This window comes from Polaribacter sp. SA4-10, assembly GCF_002163835.1.
In the GTDB taxonomy this organism is placed as follows: domain Bacteria; phylum Bacteroidota; class Bacteroidia; order Flavobacteriales; family Flavobacteriaceae; genus Polaribacter.
The window spans coordinates 2,154,440-2,177,709 of sequence record NZ_CP019331.1 but is presented as its reverse complement, the minus strand read 5'-3'; the positions used below and the strand labels follow the sequence as shown (position 1 = coordinate 2,177,709).

The window sequence follows — 23,270 nt, the reverse complement described above, 5'->3', positions numbered from 1 at the left end:
TATTACTAATTAATTAGATTTTAATTCTTCAATTTTTAGGTGTTCTATAATTAACTTTTCATCTGAAGTAATTACAGATAAAGTTTCAAATGGCTGATTTGGAAAGAATATTTCAGTCATTACTGTCTCGCCATCATTATAAAAAACTTCTATTGAGGTTTTATCCATAAGTACTTGAACATTTAAAGTACTAGAAGAGTTCATTCTATTTGCTTTAGAAATTGTATTCGAAAATTTATCAGAAAAAGCAACTTTTCCAGATTTTTGTCTATTCACAAAATATTTCTTTTCAATATTGTCTAGACCAAATGAAAGGCTGTCTCCAAATTTATTATGAAATAGAAAAGTATATTTACTTTCATTTAAATTTTTTATTTCTAATTGCAGGCTTATACGTGATAAATCTACTTCATTTTTAGAAATGATTGTTTTCTGTCTGTTAACATGCAGTGTATCTTTAATAATGATTTTAGAAACATATTTAGATAGTTCTGAAACTGGATTAGAAACTAATAAATAATTATTTTCAGATTTTTTAAGCTTCAATTCCCTTGGAATTGTCATTGCACTTCGCCACGTTTCTGTAGGTACATCTCTTGCGTATTCCCAATTAGACATCCAACCAATAAATAATTTTCGTCCATCTTGCTCTGGGATATTTGACCATGTTACGCCAGCATAATTATCTCTTCCATAATCTAACCAGACTGCTTTTTGTTTCTCTAATTGTGTTTTAAAATTAGTGTCAAGTGTAAACTTAGTACCATCAAAATCACCAATAAAATATTGTGTTCCACTACCTCCATTTGGCGCTGCAGGGTTTATACTTACTATTAATACCCATTTGGTTTTATCAGTTCCTTCAATTTTTATAGGAAATAAATCTGGGCATTCCCACATACCATTATGTTGTCCAAATTCTTGTCCAAATTCTGATTCTAAATTCCAGTCTTTTAAATTTGTAGAGCTATAAAACATAATCTTATCAGCCGCCGCCAATGCCATAATCCATTTACTACTATTAGCGTCCCAAATTACCTTAGGATCTCTAAAATCTTTAATTCCTGGGTTAGAAATTACTGGGTTTTTATCATATTTAGTCCATGTCATCCCCTCGTCTAATGAATACGCAATGGCTTGGGTTTGAAAATTTAATTCTCCTGCTTTTTCACCATCCATATTATGGTAGGTATAAATGGCAACTATTGGTGTAATACCGTCTTTTCCAAATCCTGAAGTATTATTTTTATCAACGACAGCACTTCCTGAAAAAATAAGTCCTAATTCATCTGGATAAAGAGCTATTTGTTGTTCTTGCCAGGTAATCATGTCTTCGCTAATTGCATGTCCCCAGTGCATTGGTCCCCAAACATTACCCTCTGGATAATATTGAAAATACAAATGATATTTACCGTTTAGATAAAACATTCCATTAGGATCATTCATCCAATTTGCCTTTGGTGTAAAATGAAAATTAGGCCTGTATAAAACTTCTTCAGTACTTCTTTCTATTGATGCTATTGATTTTGAGGCACTCTTTTTTGTGTCTTTTTTACAACTTATAAAAGCAACAAAAATTAAGGCGATTAAAAAAACAGATAATAGGTTGAAACTATTTTTATTTTTCATCTTTTATTAATTTTTTACTTAATTCTTCTAGTGAAATTCCTTTGGTTTCTGGCATCATAAATAGTACAAATAGCAATTGAAACACCATCATAATTGCAAATACCATAAAGACAACTCCCGCTCCAATTGTAGAGAAAAGTACTGGAACTAATGATGGAATTATGGCAGCTAAAACCCAATGTGTAGATGTACCAAAAGATTGGCCACTTGCTCTTAAATGATTTGGGAAAATTTCAGAAATAAACACCCAGATTATTGCACCTTGACCAATAGCGTGTGAAGCTATAAACATAAATAGAAAAATGGGTACAGCTAAACCACCCCAATCTAGAAAAAACGCCATCGAAACTAAACTTAATGAAATAATATAACCTATAGAACCAATGTACATCAATGTTTTTCTTCCTAAACGATCTATTAAAAAGACACCTAATAATGTAAATATTAAATTAGTTACCCCAATTCCGATACTACTTAATAAGGCAGTACTTTCGCCTAAACCAGCTTCTTCAAAAATTCTTGGAGCATAATATAAAAAGGCATTAATTCCTGATAATTGATTAAAAAAAGCAATTAAAAATGCCAAGATTAAAGGGAACCTATATTTTTTCATAAAAATATTTTCTCCTTCGGCATGACTTTCATTTTCTTTTTTTATTGCTGACATTAATTTTTCTGAATCTTCATCTGGATTAATAAGTTTCAGTACTTGCTTTGCTTCTGCATTTCTGTTTTTTGAAACTAACCATCGTGGGCTTGCTGGCACAGTAAAAATAAGTAGTGTATAAATAAAAGCAGGAAACGCTTCAATACCTATCATCCAACGCCATGCATTTTCTCCTACATTTCTTAGTAAATAATTGGATAAAAAGGCTATCAGAATCCCTAAAACAATATTAAATTGATACAATGCTACTAATCTCCCTCTGTCTTTCGCTGGAGAAATTTCAGAAACATAAGCTGGAGCAGCAATGGTTGAAGCACCAACACCAACACCTCCTAAAAATCTAAAAAAAGCAAAAGTATAAGGGTCATTAACTAAAGAAGATCCTACTGCTGAGACAAAATAAAAGACGCCAATCCAAATTAACGTTTTCTTTCTTCCTAATCTATTTGTGGGAATTCCTCCAAATAATGCGCCAATTACAGTTCCCCAAAGTGCCATTGCCATAACAACAGATCCATGAAAAGCATCAGAAGAGCCCCAAAGTGCTTGTAGCTTTTTATCAGCTCCAGAAATTACTACTGTATCAAAACCAAATAGAAACCCTGCTAAAGCGGCTGTTACAGACCAAATTAATATTTTTTTGTTCATGTTTTAGTTGTTAATTTTTTCTAAAACTAATAAAACAGAAGATTAATGATGGTGTATTTAATTGTTAATTAGCAATTAAGTAACCGAAATCGTTTTCGGGATACAAATCTGTATCTTTTCATTTCATCACTTCTCTATTTAATAAAAAACAGACATCTTTGGGTAAACTTTATAGTGTCAAGGCCATGAAAAATATACTACTTATTACTTTTCTTTTACTATCTACTATTTTAATAGCTCAAAATGAAGGATGGGAGATTTCTACATCAAATAATACTAATTATACGGGCATTGCAACAGCAAATGGAAGAATAGGTATTTTACCTTCAAATAAAGTGTTTAAAACAGAACAAATAATATTAAATAATGTCTACGATAAAGAATCTCCTTTAGGTGTGAGTAAAATTTTGAAAGGTATTAATTTTCAAGATATTGAATTAGAAATTGATGATGAAGTAGTTAATGACGAAAATATATCTAATTGGAAGCAAACATTAAATATGAAAGAAGCTTCCTTTACAACGAGCTTTACTTTTAAAGATAAAGCGGCTATTTCTTATACCATGTATGCTTTAAGGAATGTGCAGTATAGTGGTTATTTAGATATTTCTATAGCAGCTATAAAAGACATTAAGGTAAAGGCAATAGCAAGTATAAAAACCCCAAAAGAATATCATAATCCAATAAGTACGTTTAGAATTTTAAAAGATTTAGAGACTACAATGCCTATTTTACAAACGGTTGCAAGAAGTAGAGAGAAAAAACATCTTGTAGCGGCATCTGGTACTTTTATATGGCATGCTATTAATAGCACTAGAGAGCATCAAAGACCAGTGTTACATCATAAAAAAGTTGATGATTATAATAATCGTTTATCATTTTCAAAAAAGATAAAAAAAGGTGCTTCTTTAGATTTTGCTTGGACTGGTGCAATATGTACTACTCAAGATTTTGAAGACCCTCAAAATGAATCTGAACGATTTGTTATTTTTAATCTACTGACCCCAAAAAAAGACTTATTAGAGCAACATAAAAAGCTTTGGAATAAATTATGGGAAGGAGATATTGTTATTGAAGGAAATGTACAAGATCAACGAGATGTAAGGTTGGCATTATATCACCTGTATTCTTTTTCTAGAGGTGATTCCGATTTAAGTATTGCTCCAATGGGTTTGTCTTCACAAAACTATAATGGACATATTTTTTGGGATACAGAATTATGGATGTTTCCTCCTTTATTATTGTTGAATCAAGATATTGCGCGTTCACTGGTTAATTATAGATCAGACCGTATAGAAAAGGCAAAAGAGAAAGCAATAAATTTTGGATACAAAGGTGCTATGTTTCCTTGGGAAAGTGATGATACTGGTGAAGAAGCAACTCCAGCTTGGGCTTTAACAGGAACTTTTGAACATCATATTACCGCAGATGTAGCTATTGCTTTTTGGAATTATTACCGGGTTTCAAAAAACAAAACTTGGCTTAAAACAAGAGGTTTTCCAATGTTAGAAGAAATAGCAGATTATTGGGTAAGTAGGGTTACTAAAAATAAAGATGGTTCGTATTCAATAAAAAATGTAGTAGGCGCTAATGAGTTTGTTGCAAATGTTACAGATAATGCTTTTACAAATGGGTCTGCAATTACTGCTTTAGAGTTTGCTGTTTTAGCGGGTAAAGAGCTTGAACAAGAAATCCCAGAAATATGGCAACAAGTTGCTGCTAATATTAGAATCTTAAAGTTTAAGGATGGTACAACTAAAGAGCATGAAAAATATGATGGAGAAATTATTAAACAAGCAGATGTAAATTTGTTAACCTATCCTTTAAATATTATAAATGATAAAAAAACCATTTTAAAAGATTTGAAATATTACGAACCTAAACTATCAAAAGAAGGACCGGCAATGGGGAAATCTGTTTTTGCAGTAATATATGCGCGTTTAGGAGATTCTGAAAATGCATATAGGTTATTTAAAGATAGTTACGCGCCTAATAAAAGACCTCCTTTTGGTGCTTTAGCAGAATCAGCAACTAGTAATAACCCTTATTTTGCTACTGGAGCTGGAGGAATGTTACAGACTGTTTTATTTGGTTTTGGTGGTTTACAACTAACCAATGAAGGAGTTGTGCAAATAAACCCAAATCTACCTAAAGAATGGAAGTCACTTACTATTAAAGGAGTTGGTCTTACCAAGAAAAATTATGTAATTAAACATTAGTTTTAACAATAGTTGAAGTGGTATAAGTACCTAAAAGTAGTTTTATACAACCTTTGGTGTTTTTTTAGCATCTTAGAGTTAAGGTTTTATTATACCTTGCTTAGCAAGTTTTAAAGATTTGAGTGTAACATAAACTTTGTGTTTGCGTCTACTAACTAAAACCAGCTATGAAAAAAATTACAATTCTATTCTTTCTTTTTGTTTCAGTAACTTTTGTTGCGCAGGTAAAAGGTAAAATTGTAGATTCAAAAAATAATCCATTATCTTTTGTAAGTGTTTATTTAGATAAAACGGTTACAGGAACTACTTCTAATGACAATGGAGACTATGTTTTAAACCTTACTAAGAAAGGAAATTACTCGATTGTTTTTCAAATTTTAGGTTATAAAACAATAAAAAAGAAAGTGTCTATTACTTCTTTTCCTTTTCAATTAAATGTAAAATTAGCAGAAGAAGATATTGTTTTAGATGAGATTTCTATATCTACAAAAGACAATCCTGCAAATGCGATTATTAGAAATGTAATTGCGAATAAAGAGAAGAACACAGACAAGTTTGCAAATTATACAGCCAAGTTTTATTCACGTGGTTTGTATCGAATTAAAGATGCACCAAAGAAATTTTTAGGTCAAACTTTAGGCGATTTTGGCGGAGGTTTAGATTCTACAAGGAGCGGGATTATTTACCTCTCTGAAACTATTTCTGATATTAAATTTCAGAAAAAACCTAAAAACTTCAAAGAGAATATTATTGCATCTAAAGTTAGTGGACAAGATAATGGTATCAGTTTTAATAGGGCAGAAGACGCAAACATTAACTTTTATGAAAACAGTGTCGAGTTTGGTAATGATTTAATTTCACCACTTTCTGTAAATGCTTTTAGCTACTATACGTTTAAATTAGAGGGAACTTTTTATGACAAAAATGGAAAGCTAATCAATAAAATAAACATCATACCAAAGCGTAAAAATGATCGTGTTTTTAGTGGATCATTATATATTGTAGAAGATGATTGGGCTTTGTATGGGGCAGATGTTTCTGTAACTGGAGCGCAAGTAAATATTCCTGTAGTCGATGTTTTAAAGCTAAAACAAAATTATAACTATTCTGATAAGAATGCTGCTTGGGTTTTAATTAGTCAAAGTATAGACTTTAGAGTAAATGCCTTTGGTTTTAAGTTCGATGGGCGTTTTTCTGCTGCTTTTTCTAATTATAATTTTACACCCAATTTTACTGAAAAAACATTTACAAATGAGGTTTTAACTTTTGAGAAAGAAGCTACTGAGAAAGATTCTTCTTATTGGAATACTTTAAGACCTGTTCCTTTAACCACAGAAGAGGTAAAAGATTATACAATTAAAGACAGTTTAAAAGTAGTACGTAAGTCAAAAAAGTATTTAGATTCATTAAATAAAGAGCAAAATAAAGTTAGTGTCCTTTCTCCAATTACAGGTTATACCTACAGAAACTCATACCAAAAATGGTCTTTGTCTTATGATGGTTTAATTGACGATTTAGGATTTAATACCGTGCAAGGGTTTAATACTTCGGTGGGTGTTAGTTATTCTAAAAGGATAAACGATAAAGGAAATTGGTGGAATGCAGGTTTTAATGTTGCCTATGGTTTTTCTGATAAAAGAGCAAGACCAACTTTCTTTTTTAATAAAAAATGGAATAATATTTCTAGACGAAGAATGTCTCTTTCTGGAGGTGTAAAAACAGCGCAATTTAATGAAAGGCAACCAATTTCTAAATTAGATAATATGATTCGTTCTTTATTGAGGAGAGAAAATTATATGAAAATTTATGAAAAGGAATTTGCGGAAATTAGTTATTCTGAAGAAATTAAAAACGGCGTATATTTTACATCTTCTCTAGAATATGCGAATAGAAAACCACTTTTTAATACCAATAATTATTCTTTCGCACGTCAAAGTAAAACAGCTCCTTATACGTCTAATAATCCTTTAGAGCTATCAAATTATACCAATGCAGCTTTTTTAGAGCATAAAATTGCTTCTTTAAAAGTGGGCGCAACTTTTATCTTCAATCAAAAGTATTTATCGTATCCTGATAGAAAATTTAATATTGGCAACACCAAATATCCAACTTTGGGTTTAATGTATAGGAAAAATTTTGGAGCTTCAAATTCTGAATTAAATTCAGATGTGTTTGTTGCTAATATTAGACAGAGTATAGATGCAGGAAACTACGGAAATCTATCTTATAATATGAGAGGAGGACTATTTTTGAAAAAGAAAAACATTGCTTTTATGGACAATTTGCAAGCGAACGGAAATCAGTTGCTTTTTATTACAGACAATAAATTAAGTAGTTTTGGCTTGTTAGAATATTATAAGTTTTATACAAATGATAAATATGCAGAAGCACATATAGAACATAACTTTAAAGGAGCTTTTTTAAGTAAAATTCCTTTAATTAATAAGCTTAATTTTTATTTAGTTGGAGGCGCAAAAAGTTTGTTTATGGCAGACAAAAAAGCATACACAGAATATTCTGTGGGATTAGATAATGTTGGTCTTGGTAAATGGCGTTTTTTAAGAATTGATTATGTAAAATCTTTTCATGCAGGAATTAAGAATGACGGACTCTTATTAAGGTTGAATATATTAAACTAATACTTTTATCTTTGTTTATGATGAAATTAAAAATACTTTTTTTTGGGATTACAACAGATTTGGTTGGGGTTTCAAATTTAGACCTAGTGCTGCCTGATGCTTCAACGGTTCTTGATTTTAAAAGCTTGTTGAAGAAAAAGTATCCTCAGTTAGAAAATTTAGACTCTTATGCAATTGCAGTAAATGAGAGTTATGCAACTGGTGATTTGATTCTAAATGAAAAGGATACAGTTGCTGTAATTCCGCCTGTGAGTGGAGGTTAAAACGATCTCAAATATTTCTTATCAATATAAAAAGTTCCAAAAGGTACAATTGAAGCTAATAAAACAACTCCTAAAGTTTTAGTATTCCATTTCATTTCTTTTTTAATCATAATTGCCAAAATTATATAGAGCATAAAAAGAATTCCATGCGGCATTCCAAACATTTTTACAAAACTTGGGTCGTTTAAAGCATATTTATAATACAAGCCTAAACTCATTAATAATAGGTAAGAAATACCTTCTAAAAAACTTACGACTCTAAAAATGCTTTTCATTTTATGATACTTTAAAAATTTGATGGCAAAGATACGTTTTAGAATTCCTATTTTTGTCTCAGTGCTAAACTTGTTTTTTCAGTAACTCATAAAATGAAAAGAACTTCTATTAAAATAACATCAGAAAAACTAGACTTAAATGAGTGTTACAATTTTGTAACTGATGCTTCTTGTGGCGGAATTTCTGCATTTATTGGTACTGTTAGAAATGATACGCAAGGAAAAGAAGTAACTCAGTTAGATTTTTCTACCTACAAACCAATGGCTATTAAAGAAATGCAAAAAATTGCAGATTTGGCTTTAGACAAGTTTGATATCAAAAAAATAGCGATTCATCATGCAGAAGGAATGTTACAGATTGGCGAAGTTCCTGTAATTATAACTGCGTCTTCAAAACACAGAAAAGCTGCTTTTGAAGCTTGTGAATTTGCAATAGATACTTTAAAAGAAACGGTTCCTATTTGGAAAAAAGAATATTTTTCTGATGGAGAAGTTTGGGTAAATGCGCACCCGTAGTTTCGGTTTTTAGTCTTCAGTAGACAGTCTCAGTTCTCAGTTGCAGTATGCATAACAGTGAGAAACTGAAAACTGCGACTACCTACTGCCACTGAATTACTGTTTACTTAGCCTTTCTACTTTGCAACCATAAATAAAATTGCAATCCAAATAAAATTGCTCCAGCTAACAAATGTGTTGCTTGTGTTCCTATAGGAAATTCTGCATAATACATTAAAATTCCTGTAATGGTTTCTACAAAGAGTAAGAAGACAATCCAATTTACGAGTTTGTAACCTAAATTTTTAATTTGATTCAGATAGAACATTCCAAAATTAACCAATACAATGGCAATTGTAAAAGACCTATGAAAGTAGAATTTAAAACTAGGGTTCATTAAACTATAATCTTTGTTTTCAAAACCAAAAAGTTTTACTTGTTCATCTATAAATTGTCTTACTTGGGTTCCCATTGCAATTTGAACCAAAGAAAAAATAACAGAAACAATTAGTAATTTATTAAAAAGTGAGTTGTAATTGTATTTCGTTTTATTCTCAGAAACAATAAATTTTAATTGTAGTAACAGCGCAATTATTACCAATCCAATAACCATATGTATTGTTATAATTGTTGGTTTTAAATTGGTGTCTACAACTGTTTTTCCTATCCAAGCTTCAACTAACATTAAAAAGAAAGCAGTAAAAGCTACTATTGGAATTGTCTTGTTTTTTTTCCAAAACTTTGTAGCTGCGTAAATTAAGAATAAGAAAACAAACCCAGATAAAACAGATGCTAACCTATTAATATATTCTGTCCAAGTATGGTATTTATTAAATTTAACATAATTGTGTTTGGTGTATTTTTTCCAATTATTAACGCTAAATTTTGTAGAAGTTTTAATGTTTTTTTCTGCAACAAATAAGGTTTTGTCTTTAACAATAATGATTCCTTCTTTGTAGTCAGAATTTGGTTGCCAAGTAATTTGTTCTTCAGAAGTTGGTGGAATCAGATAACCAAAACATTTTGGCCAATCTGGGCATCCCATTCCAGAACCTGTCATTCTAACAACGGATCCTGCTAAAAAAATTAGGTAAACAGAAATAATGGAAATTTGTACAATTTTTGGAAACTTTTTTTGCATCAAAAATAAATTTACACAAATATACTGCAAAAAAAAGGTCGCCTAAAATAATTTAGACAACCTTTTTTATTGTAAGAAAATAATAAATATTAGATTACTCTAACGTCTACAGCGTTTAAGCCTTTTCTACCTTCTTTTAAATCAAATTCTACAGAATCACCTTCTCTTACTTCGTCGATTAATCCTGAAACATGAAGAAAATATTCATCGTTTGAACCATCCTCTATAACAAATCCAAATCCTTTAGATTCGTTAAAAAATTTTACTTTACCGTTTTTCACTTTAATATATAATAAATGTTAATAATACGCAAATATACGGATATATCTCTGATTTCTAACATGTTTTCGTTTTTAACTGTTAAAATTTTTTTTTATTGATTTTTGAGAATTTTATTCCCTTTTATTTAGGCTAAAAAAGCTGCAAAAATTTTTTATAAAAAGGTGTTTTTAAGAATGTCAGTAGAATAGGGATGTCTCACTGCTTTTTGTTTTTAAACACCTATTAGTTAGTCTGTTCTATAATCTGTTTTTTTAGATGAAAAAGTGTTTTTTTTTAATTTTGTTAAAAACTTCAAGGGATTTGTGAATAAGTATAACTTTCATTTTTAAGTAAAAAAGCCAATCTTTGTAAGAGTCGTTATTAACGATTAATTAACCTTCAAACAACAACAATTTACTGTGGAAATTACGCATATCATAAAAAGAGACTCTGAAACTACCAATTTTGAGTTAGAGAAAATTACTAATGCTATTGAAAAAGCAATGGTTACTGTAAATCACGGTACTAGACAAGATGCTATTGCAATTTGTAATATAGTAAACGGTACTTTATTAGAAAGAAAATTAAATGAACCTGATTACACCCCCACAGTAGAACAGGTTCAGGATATTGTAGAATATAAATTAATGGATAGTCCTTTTCATGATGTTGCAAAGGCCTATATATTATATAGAGACGAGCAGACAAGAAGTAGAAAAAGCAATATTTTTGAGAAGAGAATAAATTTAAAGCCTTATGATTATCCTGCTTTGGGAGAATATGTAGACGCTATTAGACATTCTTACTGGATTCATACAGAGTTTAATTACACGAGTGATATACAGGATTTTAAGACCTCTCTTACAGAATTAGAGAAAAATGCGATAAAGAATACCATGTTAGCAATTTCTCAAATAGAAGTTGCTGTTAAAACTTTTTGGGGAGACATTTATAAGAAGATGCCAAAACCAGAAATTGGTTCAGTTGGTGCTACGTTTGCAGAAAGTGAAGTACGTCATCATGATGCATATTCACATTTATTAGAAATTTTAGGATTAAATAATGAGTTTAAAAACTTAAAGAAAAATCCTGTAATTATGAAGCGTGTTAATTACTTAGAAGGCGCATTAAAAAACGTAAATAGTGAAAACAACCAAGAGTTTTCTGAATCTATAATTTTATTTTCTCTATTTATAGAGCATGTATCTTTATTTTCTCAGTTCCTTATTATTATGGCTTTTAATAAGCATAAAAATGTATTAAAAGGAATTTCTAATGTTGTAGAAGCTACTTCTAAAGAAGAACAAATTCATGGAGATTTTGGTATAGATCTTATTAAAATTATAAAAGAAGAGAACCCAGAATGGTTTGATGAAGAGCATAAGTTATTAGTGCAAGAAACTTGTAAAGAAGCTTTTCTATCAGAAAGTAAATTAATTGATTGGATTTTTGAAAAAGGAGAATTAGATTTTCTACCTAAAAATGTAATTAAAGAATTTATTAAAAATAGATTTAATGACTCTTTAGAAAGTATTGGTATCTCAAAAGTATTTGAGATAGACCAAGCATTATTATCTGAAACAGAATGGTTTGATGATGAAATCATAGGAACTAAACACGGAGATTTCTTTGTAAAAAGATCTATCAACTACAGCAAAAGAACTAAAAGTATAACCAGCGACGACTTATTTTAAACTATGAACCTAAACGACCAAAAAACAACGACAGAGCCTACCGAGCACGAAAGATTAATTCAAGCAAGAAACGCTGCTCGAAAAGAAATGCTTAAAAACAAAAACGAACCTGAAATTGAATGGTTAACAGAAAATAGCCGTAAATTTTTAGAGTCGGGGTATTTAACAGGGAAAACAACACCAGAAGAAAGAATACGTGAAATTGCTGATAATGCAGAAGGTATTTTAAAAATTGATGGTTTTTCTGATAAGTTTTACAAATACATGGCAGCAGGGTATTATTCTTTAGCATCGCCAGTTTGGTCTAATTTTGGGAAAAAGAGAGGTTTACCTATTAGCTGTTTTGGTTCGCATGTTGCAGATGATATGGGAGATATTTTATTCTCACAATCAGAAGTTGGTATGATGTCTAAATTAGGTGGAGGTACCTCTGGTTATTTTGGTAAGTTACGTCAAAGAGGAGCGGATGTTAAAAATAATGGTTCATCATCTGGTTCCGTACATATTATGCAATTGTTTGAAAAAATGGTTGATGTTGTAAGTCAGGGTTCAGTAAGACGTGGTCGTTTTTCTCCATATTTACCAATAGATCATCAAGATATTAAAGAATTTTTAGAAATAGGTACAGAAGGAAACCCAATACAAGAATTGACGCACGGTGTTACTGTAAGTGATAAGTGGATGCAAGAAATGATTGATGGTGATGTAGAAAAAAGAAGTCTTTGGGCAAAAGTATTACAAAGAAGAGGAGAAATTGGGTATCCATATATTCTTTTTAGAGACAATGCAAATAACGGAACGGTAGATGTTTATAAAGACAAAGGCCACGAAATTTATGCAAGTAATTTGTGTACGGAAATAATGTTGCCTTCTAATGAAGATTGGTCTTTTGTTTGTTGTCTATCATCAATAAATTTAGTGCATTATGATAAATGGAAAGATACAGATGCTGTAGAAACATTGGCTTTCTTTTTAGATGCAGTTATGCAAGAATTTATCAATAAATTAGAGGTATATAAAGATTCAGAAGATAGAGACGATCAGTTTACGTTTCGTTTTATGGAGAAAGCGTATAATTTTGCAAAAGAGAACAGAGCTTTAGGTTTAGGAGCTTTAGGATGGCATTCTTTATTACAATCTAAAATGCTTGGATTTGATAGTGCAGAAGCATATTCTTTAAACAGTGAAATCTTTAAAGTAATTAAAGAAAAATCATACAAAGCATCTGAAGAGATGGCAAAAATGTATGGTGAACCAGCGGTTTTAAAAGGATATGGAAGACGTAATGCAACGCTAAATGCAATTGCACCAACTACATCGTCTGCTTTTATTTTAGGACAAGTATCTCAAGGTATTGAGCCAATTTGGTCTAATATTTATGTAAAAGATATCGCTAAAATTAAAACGACGATTAAGAACCCAGTATTAGAAAAATTATTGGAAGACAAAGGACAAAATACTTCTGATGTTTGGAAAAGTATTAGAGATAATGATGGGTCTGTTCAGCATTTAAGTATTTTATCTGAACACGAAAAAGACGTTTTTAAAACCTATTCAGAAATAGATCAAAATGTAATTGTTTACCAAGCAGCAAATAGACAAAATCATATAGATCAAGGGCAATCTATAAACATTATGGTGCACCCAGATATGCCAATTAAAGAAGTAAATGCAGTGTATGTTAATGCTTGGAAATTAGGTGTAAAATCTATGTATTACCAACACAGTATGAATGCTGCACAAAAATTTAAACAAAAGAAAGATTGTGCTTCTTGTGAAGGATAATCACTTTATAAATTAAAGTTAATAGAAAGAGAAGTCGAAAGGCTTCTCTTTTTGTATTTATATGATTACTAAGTAGTGAAGAATCTCTTTTTTTTTGAAGCTATTTCCAGCTTTCACTACTCGCTTTTTTTATTCCGAAAAAAGAATAAAAAAGAGCTCAAACAAACCGTTCAATCTGGGCTAACCTTGTTTAAATACACATAACTTGTTATTTAATATAATTTATTAATAAAGGTAGTTTATGAAGCAAACAAAGTGAAGAATTTTTTTGTATTTTCGTCCAACTTGTCATTCTTGCATAGACAGGAGTCTAATAATAAAAGATACTGAACTAAATTCAGCATAAAATGAACTGGGAACAATTACTTTCTTTAAAACGATTTGGAGATACACAAAAACGACCAAGAATTGAGCAAGACGAAACACGTTTAGGCTTTGAGGTAGATTTTGATAGAATCATATTTTCATCAGCATTTAGAAGCTTACAAGACAAAACACAAGTAATTCCGTTATCAGAAACAGACTTTGTGCACACACGTTTAACACACAGTTTAGAAGTGTCTGTTGTTGGTAGAACTTTAGGTAGAAGAGTAGGTAAAATTTTACTAGAACGTCATCCAAATTTAAAAGAACTTGGGTATACGTTTAATGATTTTGGTGCCATTGTTGCCGCAGCTTCGGTAACACACGATATTGGGAATCCACCTTTTGGGCATTCTGGAGAGAAAGCAATTGGAGAGTATTTTAAAACCGGAAAAGGAGCACAATACAAAGAAGAGTTAACAGCAAAAGAATATCAAGATGTAATCGATTTTGAAGGAAATGCAAACGGATTCAAGATTTTAACAGAAAGCAGAGAAGGAATTTCTGGCGGATTAAGATTGTCTTACGCAACTTTGGGCGCGTTTATGAAATATCCAAAAGAAAGTTTACCAAAGAAACCTACACATCATATTGTAGATAAAAAATACGGCTTTTTTCAATCAGAAAAAATAGAGTTTTTAGATGTTGTTCAAGAGTTGGGGTTACTAAAAAAATCTAAAACGGATGATATTTCTTTTCATCGTCATCCTTTAGCGTATTTAGTAGAAGCAGCAGATGATATTTGTTATACAATTATTGATTTTGAAGACGGAATTAACTTGGGCTTAATTGATGAGAGTTATACGCTTGAATACATGTCTAAATTAATAAGAAATGTAAACAAAGAAAAGTATTATGCTTTAGAACATAAAAAAGACAGAACAGCTTATTTACGTGCTTTAGCAATAGGGTCTTTAATTGATGAAGCAGTAGCAATTTTTTTAGAAAATGAAGAAGCTTTTTTAAAGGGAACTTTTGATAGAGGTTTATTAGATAGATGCCAATATGAAGCACAAATTAATGATATTATAAAAATTAGTATCGATAAAATTTATAAGAGCAAAGAAGTTGTAGAAAAAGAAGTTGCAGGCTATAGAATTATTGCAGATTTATTAGATGTTTTTGTAACGGCTTTAAATAATAAGTTTGAAGGAAATCAATCTAATTATGACGAACTAGTACTAAATTTATTGCCAGAAGAATATCAAACAGAAACCAATAAATTATACAACAGAATTATGCTAATCTGTAGCTATGTTTCTAGTATGTCAGACAGTTATGCAATACGAATGCATAAAAAAATAACAGGAAACATTTTATAATACTTAAATTAAGAATAGGATATAAATCTAGAATTATAAATAAGTACGTAAAAAGGCTTCCTATTATAAATAGATATCTAGCATCAATTAAATAGTAAACATTTAATTAAAATTAGATTTAGTTTTTTAGAATAAAAGAGAATTATTCAATATTAAACCATTACGTTTGTAAATCCTCCAATAAAAGTTAATCTTAAGTAAATTAAATTACGAGATTAACTATTTTTATATTTCCAATAAAAAATATCAAATACATAACGCTTTCGTGTTTTGTCTAAAAGTATCTAAATATTGGTTTATAGAAGTCATTCAATTTTTAATATTATTTGCAAAAGTCTTAAGACTTTTTACTTAAAATAAAAGTCAAGAACTTTGCATTAAGGGTATCATTATAAAATAGGGTACAGATACTAATAGTGTAAAATATTTAGTGATGTTACTGTCTTAAGGAAGGCTTAAAAATTAATACTATTAAAATGATTAAAAAAACGCTACAATTATTCTTTCTAATCTTAGTTTCAGGGCTATTTTTTTTCTGTAAATCAAACGATATACATGAAAAAAAAAAGGATAATCAACTTACTTTTATAGAAAGTGAAATTACAAAAGAAGTATACAACCAAGATAAATCTAAAATTTTGATTTTGAATTATGTGATACATAGATCTCCAGTTATTACGTATAACTTTAAAGTGGTGGATTCTAAATCTAAAAAAGTATTAAAAAAAGGAGTATTTGTAGGCAGTAAAATAGAATGGAAAGACAATTCAACTTTAAAGTGTTTTCTTCACAAAGGAATCGTACAAAAAGAAAATGAAGCCTTTTCAGATCGAAAAAATAGTAAACCCAATATAGATTATATAATAATACAGATTAGATAAATTAATAGATGAAGAAAACTTACAAAGTATTAGTATTTGCAATAATATCGATTTTCCTAATCAGTTCTTGTGAGCAAAAGAATAGTGATAAACAATTTTTACTGCAAGAGTCAAAAGTGAAAATTGAAAAAAAAGATAAAAATATTCCTCATAAAAAAGGAATAGAACATCTTGCTGATTATCAAAATGAAATAAGAAAAGCTGTTGACGAAGAAAAACCGAACTATAAGGAAGGATATTTAATAGAAGAATTTAATAAAGCAAAAAAACAAATTTTGTTTAGAAAAAAAGCGAGTGCTATAACACCCGTTTTTGAAGAGAGAGGTCCAGCAAATGTTCCGGGTAGATCTAGAGGCATGGCTGTAGACCCTACCAACCCTAATAGATGGTATGTAGGGACAGTTGGTGGTGGTGTTTGGTTAACTCAAGACGCAGGCACAACATGGGTAAATTTAACAGACTTGCAAATTCCTAACCTTGCAACCTCTACGATAGTAATTAGCCCTCAAGATGCAAATACTTTATATGTTGGTACAGGTGAACCATTTAGAAACTTAGGAGCAATTGGTGGTTCTGGAGTTTTTAAAACTACAGATGGAGGTACAACTTGGCAACATTTAACAGCATCTCAAAATTTTGGAGATGTAGGTAGAATTATTATTAACCCTAATGATAAAAATAATGTTTTAATAGCTACAGAGTCTGGTATTTATAGAACGATTAATGGAGGAGGTAGTTGGACAGTAACATACAACTCTTCAGGAATAGTTCAAGATTTAGATGCAGATCCTACAGATTTTAATATTCAATATGGATCTGTAAGAAACTTAGGAATTGTAAGGTCTACAGATGGAGGTTTAACTTGGTCAATAGTTCTTGATAGGGCTTCATTTAATAGCAACCACAGTAGGTTTGAAACATCAGTATCGCCAGCAGACCCAAATACAGTTTTTGTAAGTGTATATAGCGCTTCTGGAGCAACAGTTGGGGTAAATACAGATTTTTATGTTTCTAGAAACAAAGGAGCTTCTTTTACGAACTTAAAAACTAACGGCACTGCTGATAGCGCAAATTTACTTACAGGTCAAGGATGGTATGACAATGTAATTATGGCGCATCCTTATGATGCTAATGTTTTTTATGTTGGTGGCGTAGCTGTTTTTAAAGTTACTGTTTCGGGTAGTCTTTTTAGTTCTCAACCTATAGCTTCTGGTTATGATAATACTCAAATTAATAGAGATGTTCACGTAGATCAACATGGTTTGTTTACAGTTTTAGGTAACAATCAGGAATTTAGAATACTTTTAGCCAACGATGGTGGTGTATTTAGTACATCATTTAAGGAAGACCCAGGGGTATCGCAAGGAGATTGGTCTAATTCAGTATTAGGAAAAAATAGTACACAGTTTTATGGTGCTGCTAAAGAAAATGGTAAAGATAATTATTTAGCAGGTGCTCAAGATAATGGTTCTTGGCTTTCTCAGGGAGATGACTCTTCGAAGTCTAAATCTTTTTTGAGTGTTACAGGAGGAGACGGTTTTGAAGCTATTTGGCATTATAATAATCCAGGAGATATTATTACTACAAGTCAGACGAATGTAATATACAGGTTCATTAATTTTTCTGGAGCGGCTGCAAATATACCAGATTCTAGAGATAGTGGTAAATCACCTTTTTACACAAAAGTTGCAAATGCAGATAATAATCCGGATGTTGTTTTTACGGTTTCAACAAGTGGTGTTTGGAGATCTACAGATTTTGCAGCCAATTGGACCTTAGTGCCAATTACCAGTAATTTTACGTCTAGTGCTACAAGTTCTTTAAATATAAAAGTATCTCCTGCAAACCCTAATATTGTATGGACAGGTGCGGTAATGGAAGCAAGCGGCAGTTACACAATGCATGTTTCTCAAGATAATGGTCAAAATTTTACCAAAACAAATGTTTTTGATGATCCTAGAGGGGCTTACTTTTATAATATTTCTGGTATGAGTACATCTTATATAGAAAAAAATAGAGCGTATCTTGCATTTAGTCAAGAAGGGGCAGCTAAAATTTTAAAAACTGAAGATTTAGGAAATACTTGGGTAGATATTTCTGGTTATTCTACTAGGACTAATACAGGTTTTCCTAATGTAGCAGTGCACAGTGTTTTAGAAATGCCTTTTGATAAAAATATCATTTGGGCTGGTACAGATATTGGTTTATTTCAAACAGAAGATGGTGGTGCTAATTGGAGTTTAGTTTCAGAATTTATACCAGTAGCCATTTATGATATGAAAATAGTAAACGATCAAGTAGTTATTGCTACTTATGGCAGAGGGATTTGGTCTGCTACTATAGCTGAATTAAATAATTATGAGCCAGCAGCTTTTTTATCTCTACCAGATGTTACATCTAAACAAAAAGGGTTTGATAGTTCACAAACTTTAGTGAGTTATAATGTAACAGGAGACAATGTAAATAGAGTTAAAATATTTATTAATGATGTAGAGCAACCAGAGGTAGTTCAAGATTTTAATAAAGGAGTAACTTATGAGTATGAAACTGCTAATCTTTCTGAAGGAATTCATAAATTTTCAATTCAATTATTTGATGATAGGTCTGGTGATAGTTCTTCCTTAAAAGATTATGAATTTAGTGTAATAGATTTTGAGAATGCATCACAAACTATGGGTATAGATCAGTTTGCAGCATCGGACGTATATTCACCGAATGGAGATTTTTTAATAAATAATATGAGTGGAGCTGTTTCTGAGTTAGTAATGAATAATTCGGATCACCCATACCAAAATAACAAGACTTATACCTCTATATTAAGAAGACCATTAATCATAACTGAAGCAAATAAAAACTTCACTTATGAAGATATGGCTATTACAGAGCCTTATTCCGATGATTTAAATGATTTAAATAGTTTTTATGATTTTGTTATTATTGAGGCTTCTTCAGATTTAGAAACATGGAAAACATTAGATAAATACGATTCAAGAAGATTTACAGATTGGTTAGACGAATATAATAAAGGAACCATTGCTTCAGCTAATGATAATTTATTTAAATCTCAAACAATTGTTTTAACAGACAATGGTTTCTCTATAGGTGAGACAATTGTTTTTAGATTTTCACTGGTAGCAGATCCTTTTGAAAATTCTTTTGGATGGGCTATAAAATCTATTGAAGGCTCTGTCGCTTCTATAGATAAAGTAATAAATGGTATGAAATTATTTTCAGTGTATCCTACAATTTCAAAAGGTAATTTTACTATTTTTGGAAAAAATACTTTAGGTAAATCTAAAATACAAATTGTAGATGTAAATGGTAAAAAGGTATATCAAAATACTATTAATTTTAACAAAGAGGAAAAACAAGAAATTTCTGTTAATTTAAATACAGGAATTTATATGGTTAATTTAATTGATGAGAACAATAAAAAATCTTCAAGTAAGATTATTATTGAATAGTTTTTTGATAAAATAAAAAAGACGCTAATTTTAGCGTCTTTTTTTATCATAATTCAGTAAAAATTTAATTGAATTTAGGGACCCTAAACTTTTTTCCAATTCTAGTTTTTCTTAGGAATCATGCTTAATAAATGCATCAATAATTTGTAAAAAAGCAACTTTATATTTACCTCTTATGAGGTGATTATATTTACTTCACAATTATTGACTTTAAAGATGGAGTTAATTTGGGCTTAATTGAAGAAAAATTCACTTTAGAGTACATGATTAAGTTGGTAAAAGAGGCTGTTGGTAGTAAAAAAGAGTATTCTTTACCTTATAAAAAAGATAGCGTAAGTAACTTAAGAGCTCTATTAATTGGTACCTAATTAATGAAGCAGTAGCAATTTTTTTAGCAAATGAAGAAACAATTTTAAATGAATCTTTTGATAAACTTTTATTAGATAAAGGTAAGTATAAAGCACAAATTAACTACATAATTAAAATTAGTATGGATGAAGTTTACAAAAACAAAGAAGTTATCAAAAAAGAAGTTGCTGGTTATAGAATTATTGCAGACTTATTAAGTATTTTCGTAAATTCGTTTAATAATAAGTTAGTCTTCAGTTTTTTACCAGAATAATATCAAATAGAGAATGTTAATCTATATAACAGAACCATGTTAATTTGAAGCTGTGTTGCCTGAATGACCGATATTTATGCCGTTAGAATGCATGAAAGATTAACAGAAAATAGTATTTAATAATAAACAAAAAAAATATGAAAAAAATTTACAATCTTTTTAATTTACTTTTGATTTCAAGTTTAATCATATCTTGTAATTCAACTTCAGAAAAACAAGAAACTAAATCTTTAAAAACGCAAAAAAAATCTAAAAAAACAATTCAAGAGAAAGCAGATGCAACTAGAGAAAGATTGTTATATGATTTTAATATGCAAAAAAACCCTGTAACAGGAGTTATACCAAAAAAAGAAAAAGAAAAAGAATTTGAAAATGCTTTAATAGAAAAACAACGTAATCTTGCTTTTAAAACGGCTACAAATGTATATGTAAGTAGAGGTCCATCCAATTTAGGAGGAAGAACACGTTCTCTAAAAGTTGATCTTTCTGATGCTACAGGTCAAACTATGTTAGCTGGTGGTGTTAGTAGTGGTGTTTTTAGAACCACAAATGGAGGTGATTCATGGACTAAAGTTTCCCCTTTTGATGAAATTCATAATGTAACAACTATTGCACAAGATCCTAGATCAGGTTTTCAAAATATTTGGTATTATGGTACAGGAGAATATAGTGGCAATAGTGCTTCAATACAAGAGAGCTACTTAGGATATGGAGTTTGGAAGTCAACAGATAGTGGTTTAACATGGCAACAAATTACTGAAACAGCAAGTGGTTCGTTTGAATCTTTCGATAATTTTTTTGATTTTATAATTGATATAGAAGTGCATCCAATTACAGGAGAATTATTTGTAGGAACTGCAGGTAAAATATATAGACTAACAGTAAGTGGAGCTGTAGTTGAATTGGAAATGGAATCAAATAGAATAGGTTGGACTGATTTAGAAATTACAAGTACAGGAAGAGTTTTTGCTACTATAGATGGTAGTGCTGCGTTTGATAAAGGAGTGTGGACATCTATTTCAGGATCAGGATCTTGGGTTAAAATAAATCCGCCTTTATCTGATTGGGACCCTAGTAGTAGAATTACATTGGCTGTTGCACCTTCAAATGAAGATATTTTATATGTTCTTTATAATAATGGTGAAAGTAATAACAGTACTAACAGAGTGCCAGAAGCAGATTTATGGCAGTTAGATTTTTCTTCTAATACTTGGACAAATTACAGTAGTAAGTTACCAGATGAACCGGGTGCAGATAGTGATGGTAATGACCCATTCTCAATTCAAGGAGGTTATGATTTAGTAATATCTGTAAAACCAGATAATTCTAATTTTGTGGTAATAGGAGGTACAAATGTGTATAAGATTGCTGATATAACTCAAGATGCAATGTTTTCTAGAATTGGGGGGTATAGAGGTCCAGGAACGTATGCACTTTATAACGAAGGCGGTGTAAATCATCATCCAGACATTCACGGTTTAGAATGGGGTACTGTTGATATGAATGTTTTATATACAGGTACAGACGGTGGTGTGCACAAGACCAATGATATTAATTCTACTTTTACGATTTGGCAAAATTTAAACAATAATTATTTAACCTACCAATACTATCATGTAAATATGGTAAATGAAGCAGGTAATGATTTTATAATTGGAGGAGCCCAAGATAACGGAACGACCACAGGTGGTATTAATTCTGGAAACTTAAATAATTCTTCTATGAGTGATTATTTTGGCGGAGATGGTGCTGCTGTGGCTGTTGCTAAAATGATAGTAGGTTTTAGTCTTGATGGTTATGTGGTATATGCTTCTACTCAAAATGGTAGAATCTTAAGAGGAAATAAAGACCAATTAACAGCAGATATAAGACCCGTTGAAAGTTATGATGTAGCGGATAATCCAGAATATTATCCAAGTCAATTTGTTACCTATTTCCATATGGATCAAGATAACCCGTTAACCTTGTATTATGCAAGTAACCATCGAATTTTAAGAACAAATAATGGGGAAACAGTGGATAATGACTCATGGGAACTTGTTGGAGGATTACCATTTTCTGAAAGGGTTACTACCTTTGAAACATCTAGGGGAACCTATAATGCTTCTTCAAGTTATCTACTTATAGGAGGAAGAGGAGGAAATGTATATCGTTTAGATGATCCTCAAAATGTTACAGATTTAAGTTCAATCAAAAAAATAACTCCATCAGTTGTTCCTACAAGTACTGTGGATGCTAATGAAGGTCAATATACATCAGATATAGCGGTTCATCCAACAAACCCAGATATTGTTATGGTAACGTATGCGAGTTACGGAAGTGATATAAAAAATATTTTTATAACTAGTAATGCAACCTCAAACACTCCAACTTGGAAAGAAGTTGAACGTAACTTAAGTGCTCATTCAGTTAGGGCCGCTGCAATAACTGTTGTAAATAACAAAACTATATATTTTGTTGGTACTGCTAGAGGTTTGTATCAATCAGATGATCCAGTAACTAAAGATTGGTCTGTTGAAGGAGGAACTATTATGGGGATTCCTGTTATAAGCGGTTTGGTTTACAGGTCTTCTGATAATATACTTTTAGTGGGTACTCATGGTAATGGAATGTTTGAAACTAATTTAAATAGTTCTTTATCAATTGATGATAATAATATTAGCAGAATTAGTTTGGCCATGTATCCAAACCCTGTTCAACTTAAGCTTCGTTTTGCGACAAATGATTTTAAAATAAACGATACGACCAAATTTTCTGTTTATGATATTAAGGGAAAAGAGGTAATTAATGGGAAGTTAAAGAATAAATCAATAGATGTGTCTAGCTTAAGTAGAGGTGTTTATATTGTTAAATTGAATCATGAAAATATTTTTATTTCAAGAAAATTTGTTAAAAATTAGAA

The 23,270-nt window shown here is 30.6% G+C and carries 17 protein-coding genes; 12 read left to right on the top strand and 5 right to left on the bottom strand.

Annotated features, from left to right (window positions below; genetic code table 11):
- Positions 1–9: 9 nt before the first annotated feature.
- Positions 10–1,629 (bottom strand): glycoside hydrolase family 32 protein, encoded by a 1,620-nt coding sequence (locus BTO04_RS09410; RefSeq protein ID WP_087564251.1) that lies wholly within the window; start codon positions 1,627–1,629, stop codon positions 10–12.
- On the bottom strand, positions 1,619–2,944 hold the full coding sequence (locus tag BTO04_RS09405) for a sugar porter family MFS transporter (protein ID WP_087564250.1): 1,326 nt from the start codon (positions 2,942–2,944) through the stop codon (positions 1,619–1,621). Before BTO04_RS09405 ends, BTO04_RS09410 begins: the two co-directional genes overlap by 11 nt.
- A gap of 185 nt (positions 2,945–3,129) precedes the next feature.
- Here BTO04_RS09405 and BTO04_RS09400 point away from each other — a divergent pair, with 185 nt between their 5' ends.
- The 3 genes from BTO04_RS09400 (at position 3,130) to moaD (ending at position 8,065) form a co-directional block, all read left to right on the top strand.
- On the top strand, positions 3,130–5,163 hold the full coding sequence (locus BTO04_RS09400) for a glycoside hydrolase family 65 protein (protein WP_087564249.1): 2,034 nt from the start codon (positions 3,130–3,132) through the stop codon (positions 5,161–5,163).
- A 167-nt stretch (positions 5,164–5,330) separates the two neighbouring features.
- Entirely contained in the window at positions 5,331–7,802 is a 2,472-nt protein-coding gene (locus BTO04_RS09395) for a DUF5686 and carboxypeptidase regulatory-like domain-containing protein (protein WP_087564248.1), read from the top strand.
- Positions 7,803–7,819: 17 nt separating this feature from the next.
- The gene (gene moaD, locus BTO04_RS09390; RefSeq protein WP_368356223.1) at positions 7,820–8,065 is read left to right on the top strand and encodes a molybdopterin converting factor subunit 1; all 246 of its coding nucleotides are present in this window, start codon (positions 7,820–7,822) and stop codon (positions 8,063–8,065) included.
- On the opposite strand, the gene BTO04_RS09385 is transcribed toward moaD, so the two are convergent.
- Positions 8,062–8,340: a DUF3817 domain-containing protein gene (locus BTO04_RS09385; RefSeq protein ID WP_087564246.1), complete on the bottom strand. Its 279-nt coding sequence runs from the start codon at positions 8,338–8,340 to the stop codon at positions 8,062–8,064. The two genes, moaD and BTO04_RS09385, sit on opposite strands and share 4 nt — an antisense overlap.
- A 93-nt stretch (positions 8,341–8,433) precedes the next feature.
- Here BTO04_RS09385 and BTO04_RS09380 point away from each other — a divergent pair, with 93 nt between their 5' ends.
- Entirely contained in the window at positions 8,434–8,856 is a 423-nt protein-coding gene (locus tag BTO04_RS09380) for a molybdenum cofactor biosynthesis protein MoaE (RefSeq protein ID WP_087564245.1), read from the top strand.
- A 103-nt stretch (positions 8,857–8,959) separates the two neighbouring features.
- On the opposite strand, the gene BTO04_RS09375 is transcribed toward BTO04_RS09380, so the two are convergent.
- Both BTO04_RS09375 and BTO04_RS09370 read right to left on the bottom strand, forming a co-directional pair.
- Positions 8,960–9,976: a heme A synthase gene (locus tag BTO04_RS09375; protein ID WP_087564244.1), complete on the bottom strand. Its 1,017-nt coding sequence runs from the start codon at positions 9,974–9,976 to the stop codon at positions 8,960–8,962.
- Positions 9,977–10,065: 89 nt separating this feature from the next.
- Complete coding sequence (locus BTO04_RS09370; protein WP_087564243.1) at positions 10,066–10,257, bottom strand: cold-shock protein; 192 nt, start codon at positions 10,255–10,257, stop codon at positions 10,066–10,068.
- Between the two features lie 399 nt (positions 10,258–10,656).
- Here BTO04_RS09370 and BTO04_RS09365 point away from each other — a divergent pair, with 399 nt between their 5' ends.
- From BTO04_RS09365 to BTO04_RS09340, 8 genes are all read left to right on the top strand, one after another.
- Positions 10,657–11,931: a ribonucleotide-diphosphate reductase subunit beta gene (locus BTO04_RS09365; protein WP_087564242.1), complete on the top strand. Its 1,275-nt coding sequence runs from the start codon at positions 10,657–10,659 to the stop codon at positions 11,929–11,931.
- 3 nt (positions 11,932–11,934) lie between these two features.
- Positions 11,935–13,716 carry a ribonucleoside-diphosphate reductase subunit alpha gene (locus BTO04_RS09360; RefSeq protein ID WP_087564241.1) on the top strand — a complete coding sequence of 594 codons (1,782 nt, stop codon included), beginning with the start codon at positions 11,935–11,937 and terminating at the stop codon, positions 13,714–13,716.
- Positions 13,717–14,063: 347 nt separating this feature from the next.
- A complete protein-coding gene (locus BTO04_RS09355) occupies positions 14,064–15,401 on the top strand; it encodes a deoxyguanosinetriphosphate triphosphohydrolase (RefSeq protein WP_087564240.1) in 1,338 nt (445 codons plus the stop codon).
- Between the two features lie 476 nt (positions 15,402–15,877).
- Positions 15,878–16,282 (top strand): hypothetical protein, encoded by a 405-nt coding sequence (locus tag BTO04_RS09350; protein ID WP_087564239.1) that lies wholly within the window; start codon positions 15,878–15,880, stop codon positions 16,280–16,282.
- Between the two features lie 116 nt (positions 16,283–16,398).
- Positions 16,399–19,746: a T9SS type A sorting domain-containing protein gene (locus BTO04_RS09345; protein WP_232455882.1), complete on the top strand. Its 3,348-nt coding sequence runs from the start codon at positions 16,399–16,401 to the stop codon at positions 19,744–19,746.
- A 227-nt stretch (positions 19,747–19,973) separates the two neighbouring features.
- Positions 19,974–20,114: a hypothetical protein gene (locus tag BTO04_RS15205; protein ID WP_157662451.1), complete on the top strand. Its 141-nt coding sequence runs from the start codon at positions 19,974–19,976 to the stop codon at positions 20,112–20,114.
- A 122-nt stretch (positions 20,115–20,236) separates the two neighbouring features.
- The gene (locus BTO04_RS15645) at positions 20,237–20,368 is read left to right on the top strand and encodes a hypothetical protein (RefSeq protein WP_302849191.1); all 132 of its coding nucleotides are present in this window, start codon (positions 20,237–20,239) and stop codon (positions 20,366–20,368) included.
- Positions 20,369–20,505: 137 nt separating this feature from the next.
- Positions 20,506–23,268 carry a T9SS type A sorting domain-containing protein gene (locus tag BTO04_RS09340; RefSeq protein WP_087564237.1) on the top strand — a complete coding sequence of 921 codons (2,763 nt, stop codon included), beginning with the start codon at positions 20,506–20,508 and terminating at the stop codon, positions 23,266–23,268.
- Positions 23,269–23,270: the final 2 nt, after the last annotated feature.

What these genes read in the sequence shown, in the direction of transcription:
- BTO04_RS09410 (WP_087564251.1), bottom strand. Translation starts at nt 1,629, where the DNA reads ATGAAAAATAAAAATAGTTTCAACCTATTATCTGTTTTTTTAATCGCC.
- BTO04_RS09405 (WP_087564250.1), bottom strand. Translation starts at nt 2,944, where the DNA reads ATGAACAAAAAAATATTAATTTGGTCTGTAACAGCCGCTTTAGCAGGG.
- BTO04_RS09400 (WP_087564249.1), top strand. Translation starts at nt 3,130, where the DNA reads ATGAAAAATATACTACTTATTACTTTTCTTTTACTATCTACTATTTTA.
- BTO04_RS09395 (WP_087564248.1), top strand. Translation starts at nt 5,331, where the DNA reads ATGAAAAAAATTACAATTCTATTCTTTCTTTTTGTTTCAGTAACTTTT.
- moaD (WP_368356223.1), top strand. Translation starts at nt 7,820, where the DNA reads ATGATGAAATTAAAAATACTTTTTTTTGGGATTACAACAGATTTGGTT.
- BTO04_RS09385 (WP_087564246.1), bottom strand. Translation starts at nt 8,340, where the DNA reads ATGAAAAGCATTTTTAGAGTCGTAAGTTTTTTAGAAGGTATTTCTTAC.
- BTO04_RS09380 (WP_087564245.1), top strand. Translation starts at nt 8,434, where the DNA reads ATGAAAAGAACTTCTATTAAAATAACATCAGAAAAACTAGACTTAAAT.
- BTO04_RS09375 (WP_087564244.1), bottom strand. Translation starts at nt 9,976, where the DNA reads ATGCAAAAAAAGTTTCCAAAAATTGTACAAATTTCCATTATTTCTGTT.
- BTO04_RS09360 (WP_087564241.1), top strand. Translation starts at nt 11,935, where the DNA reads ATGAACCTAAACGACCAAAAAACAACGACAGAGCCTACCGAGCACGAA.
- BTO04_RS09355 (WP_087564240.1), top strand. Translation starts at nt 14,064, where the DNA reads ATGAACTGGGAACAATTACTTTCTTTAAAACGATTTGGAGATACACAA.
- BTO04_RS09350 (WP_087564239.1), top strand. Translation starts at nt 15,878, where the DNA reads ATGATTAAAAAAACGCTACAATTATTCTTTCTAATCTTAGTTTCAGGG.
- BTO04_RS15645 (WP_302849191.1), top strand. Translation starts at nt 20,237, where the DNA reads ATGGATGAAGTTTACAAAAACAAAGAAGTTATCAAAAAAGAAGTTGCT.
- BTO04_RS09340 (WP_087564237.1), top strand. Translation starts at nt 20,506, where the DNA reads ATGAAAAAAATTTACAATCTTTTTAATTTACTTTTGATTTCAAGTTTA.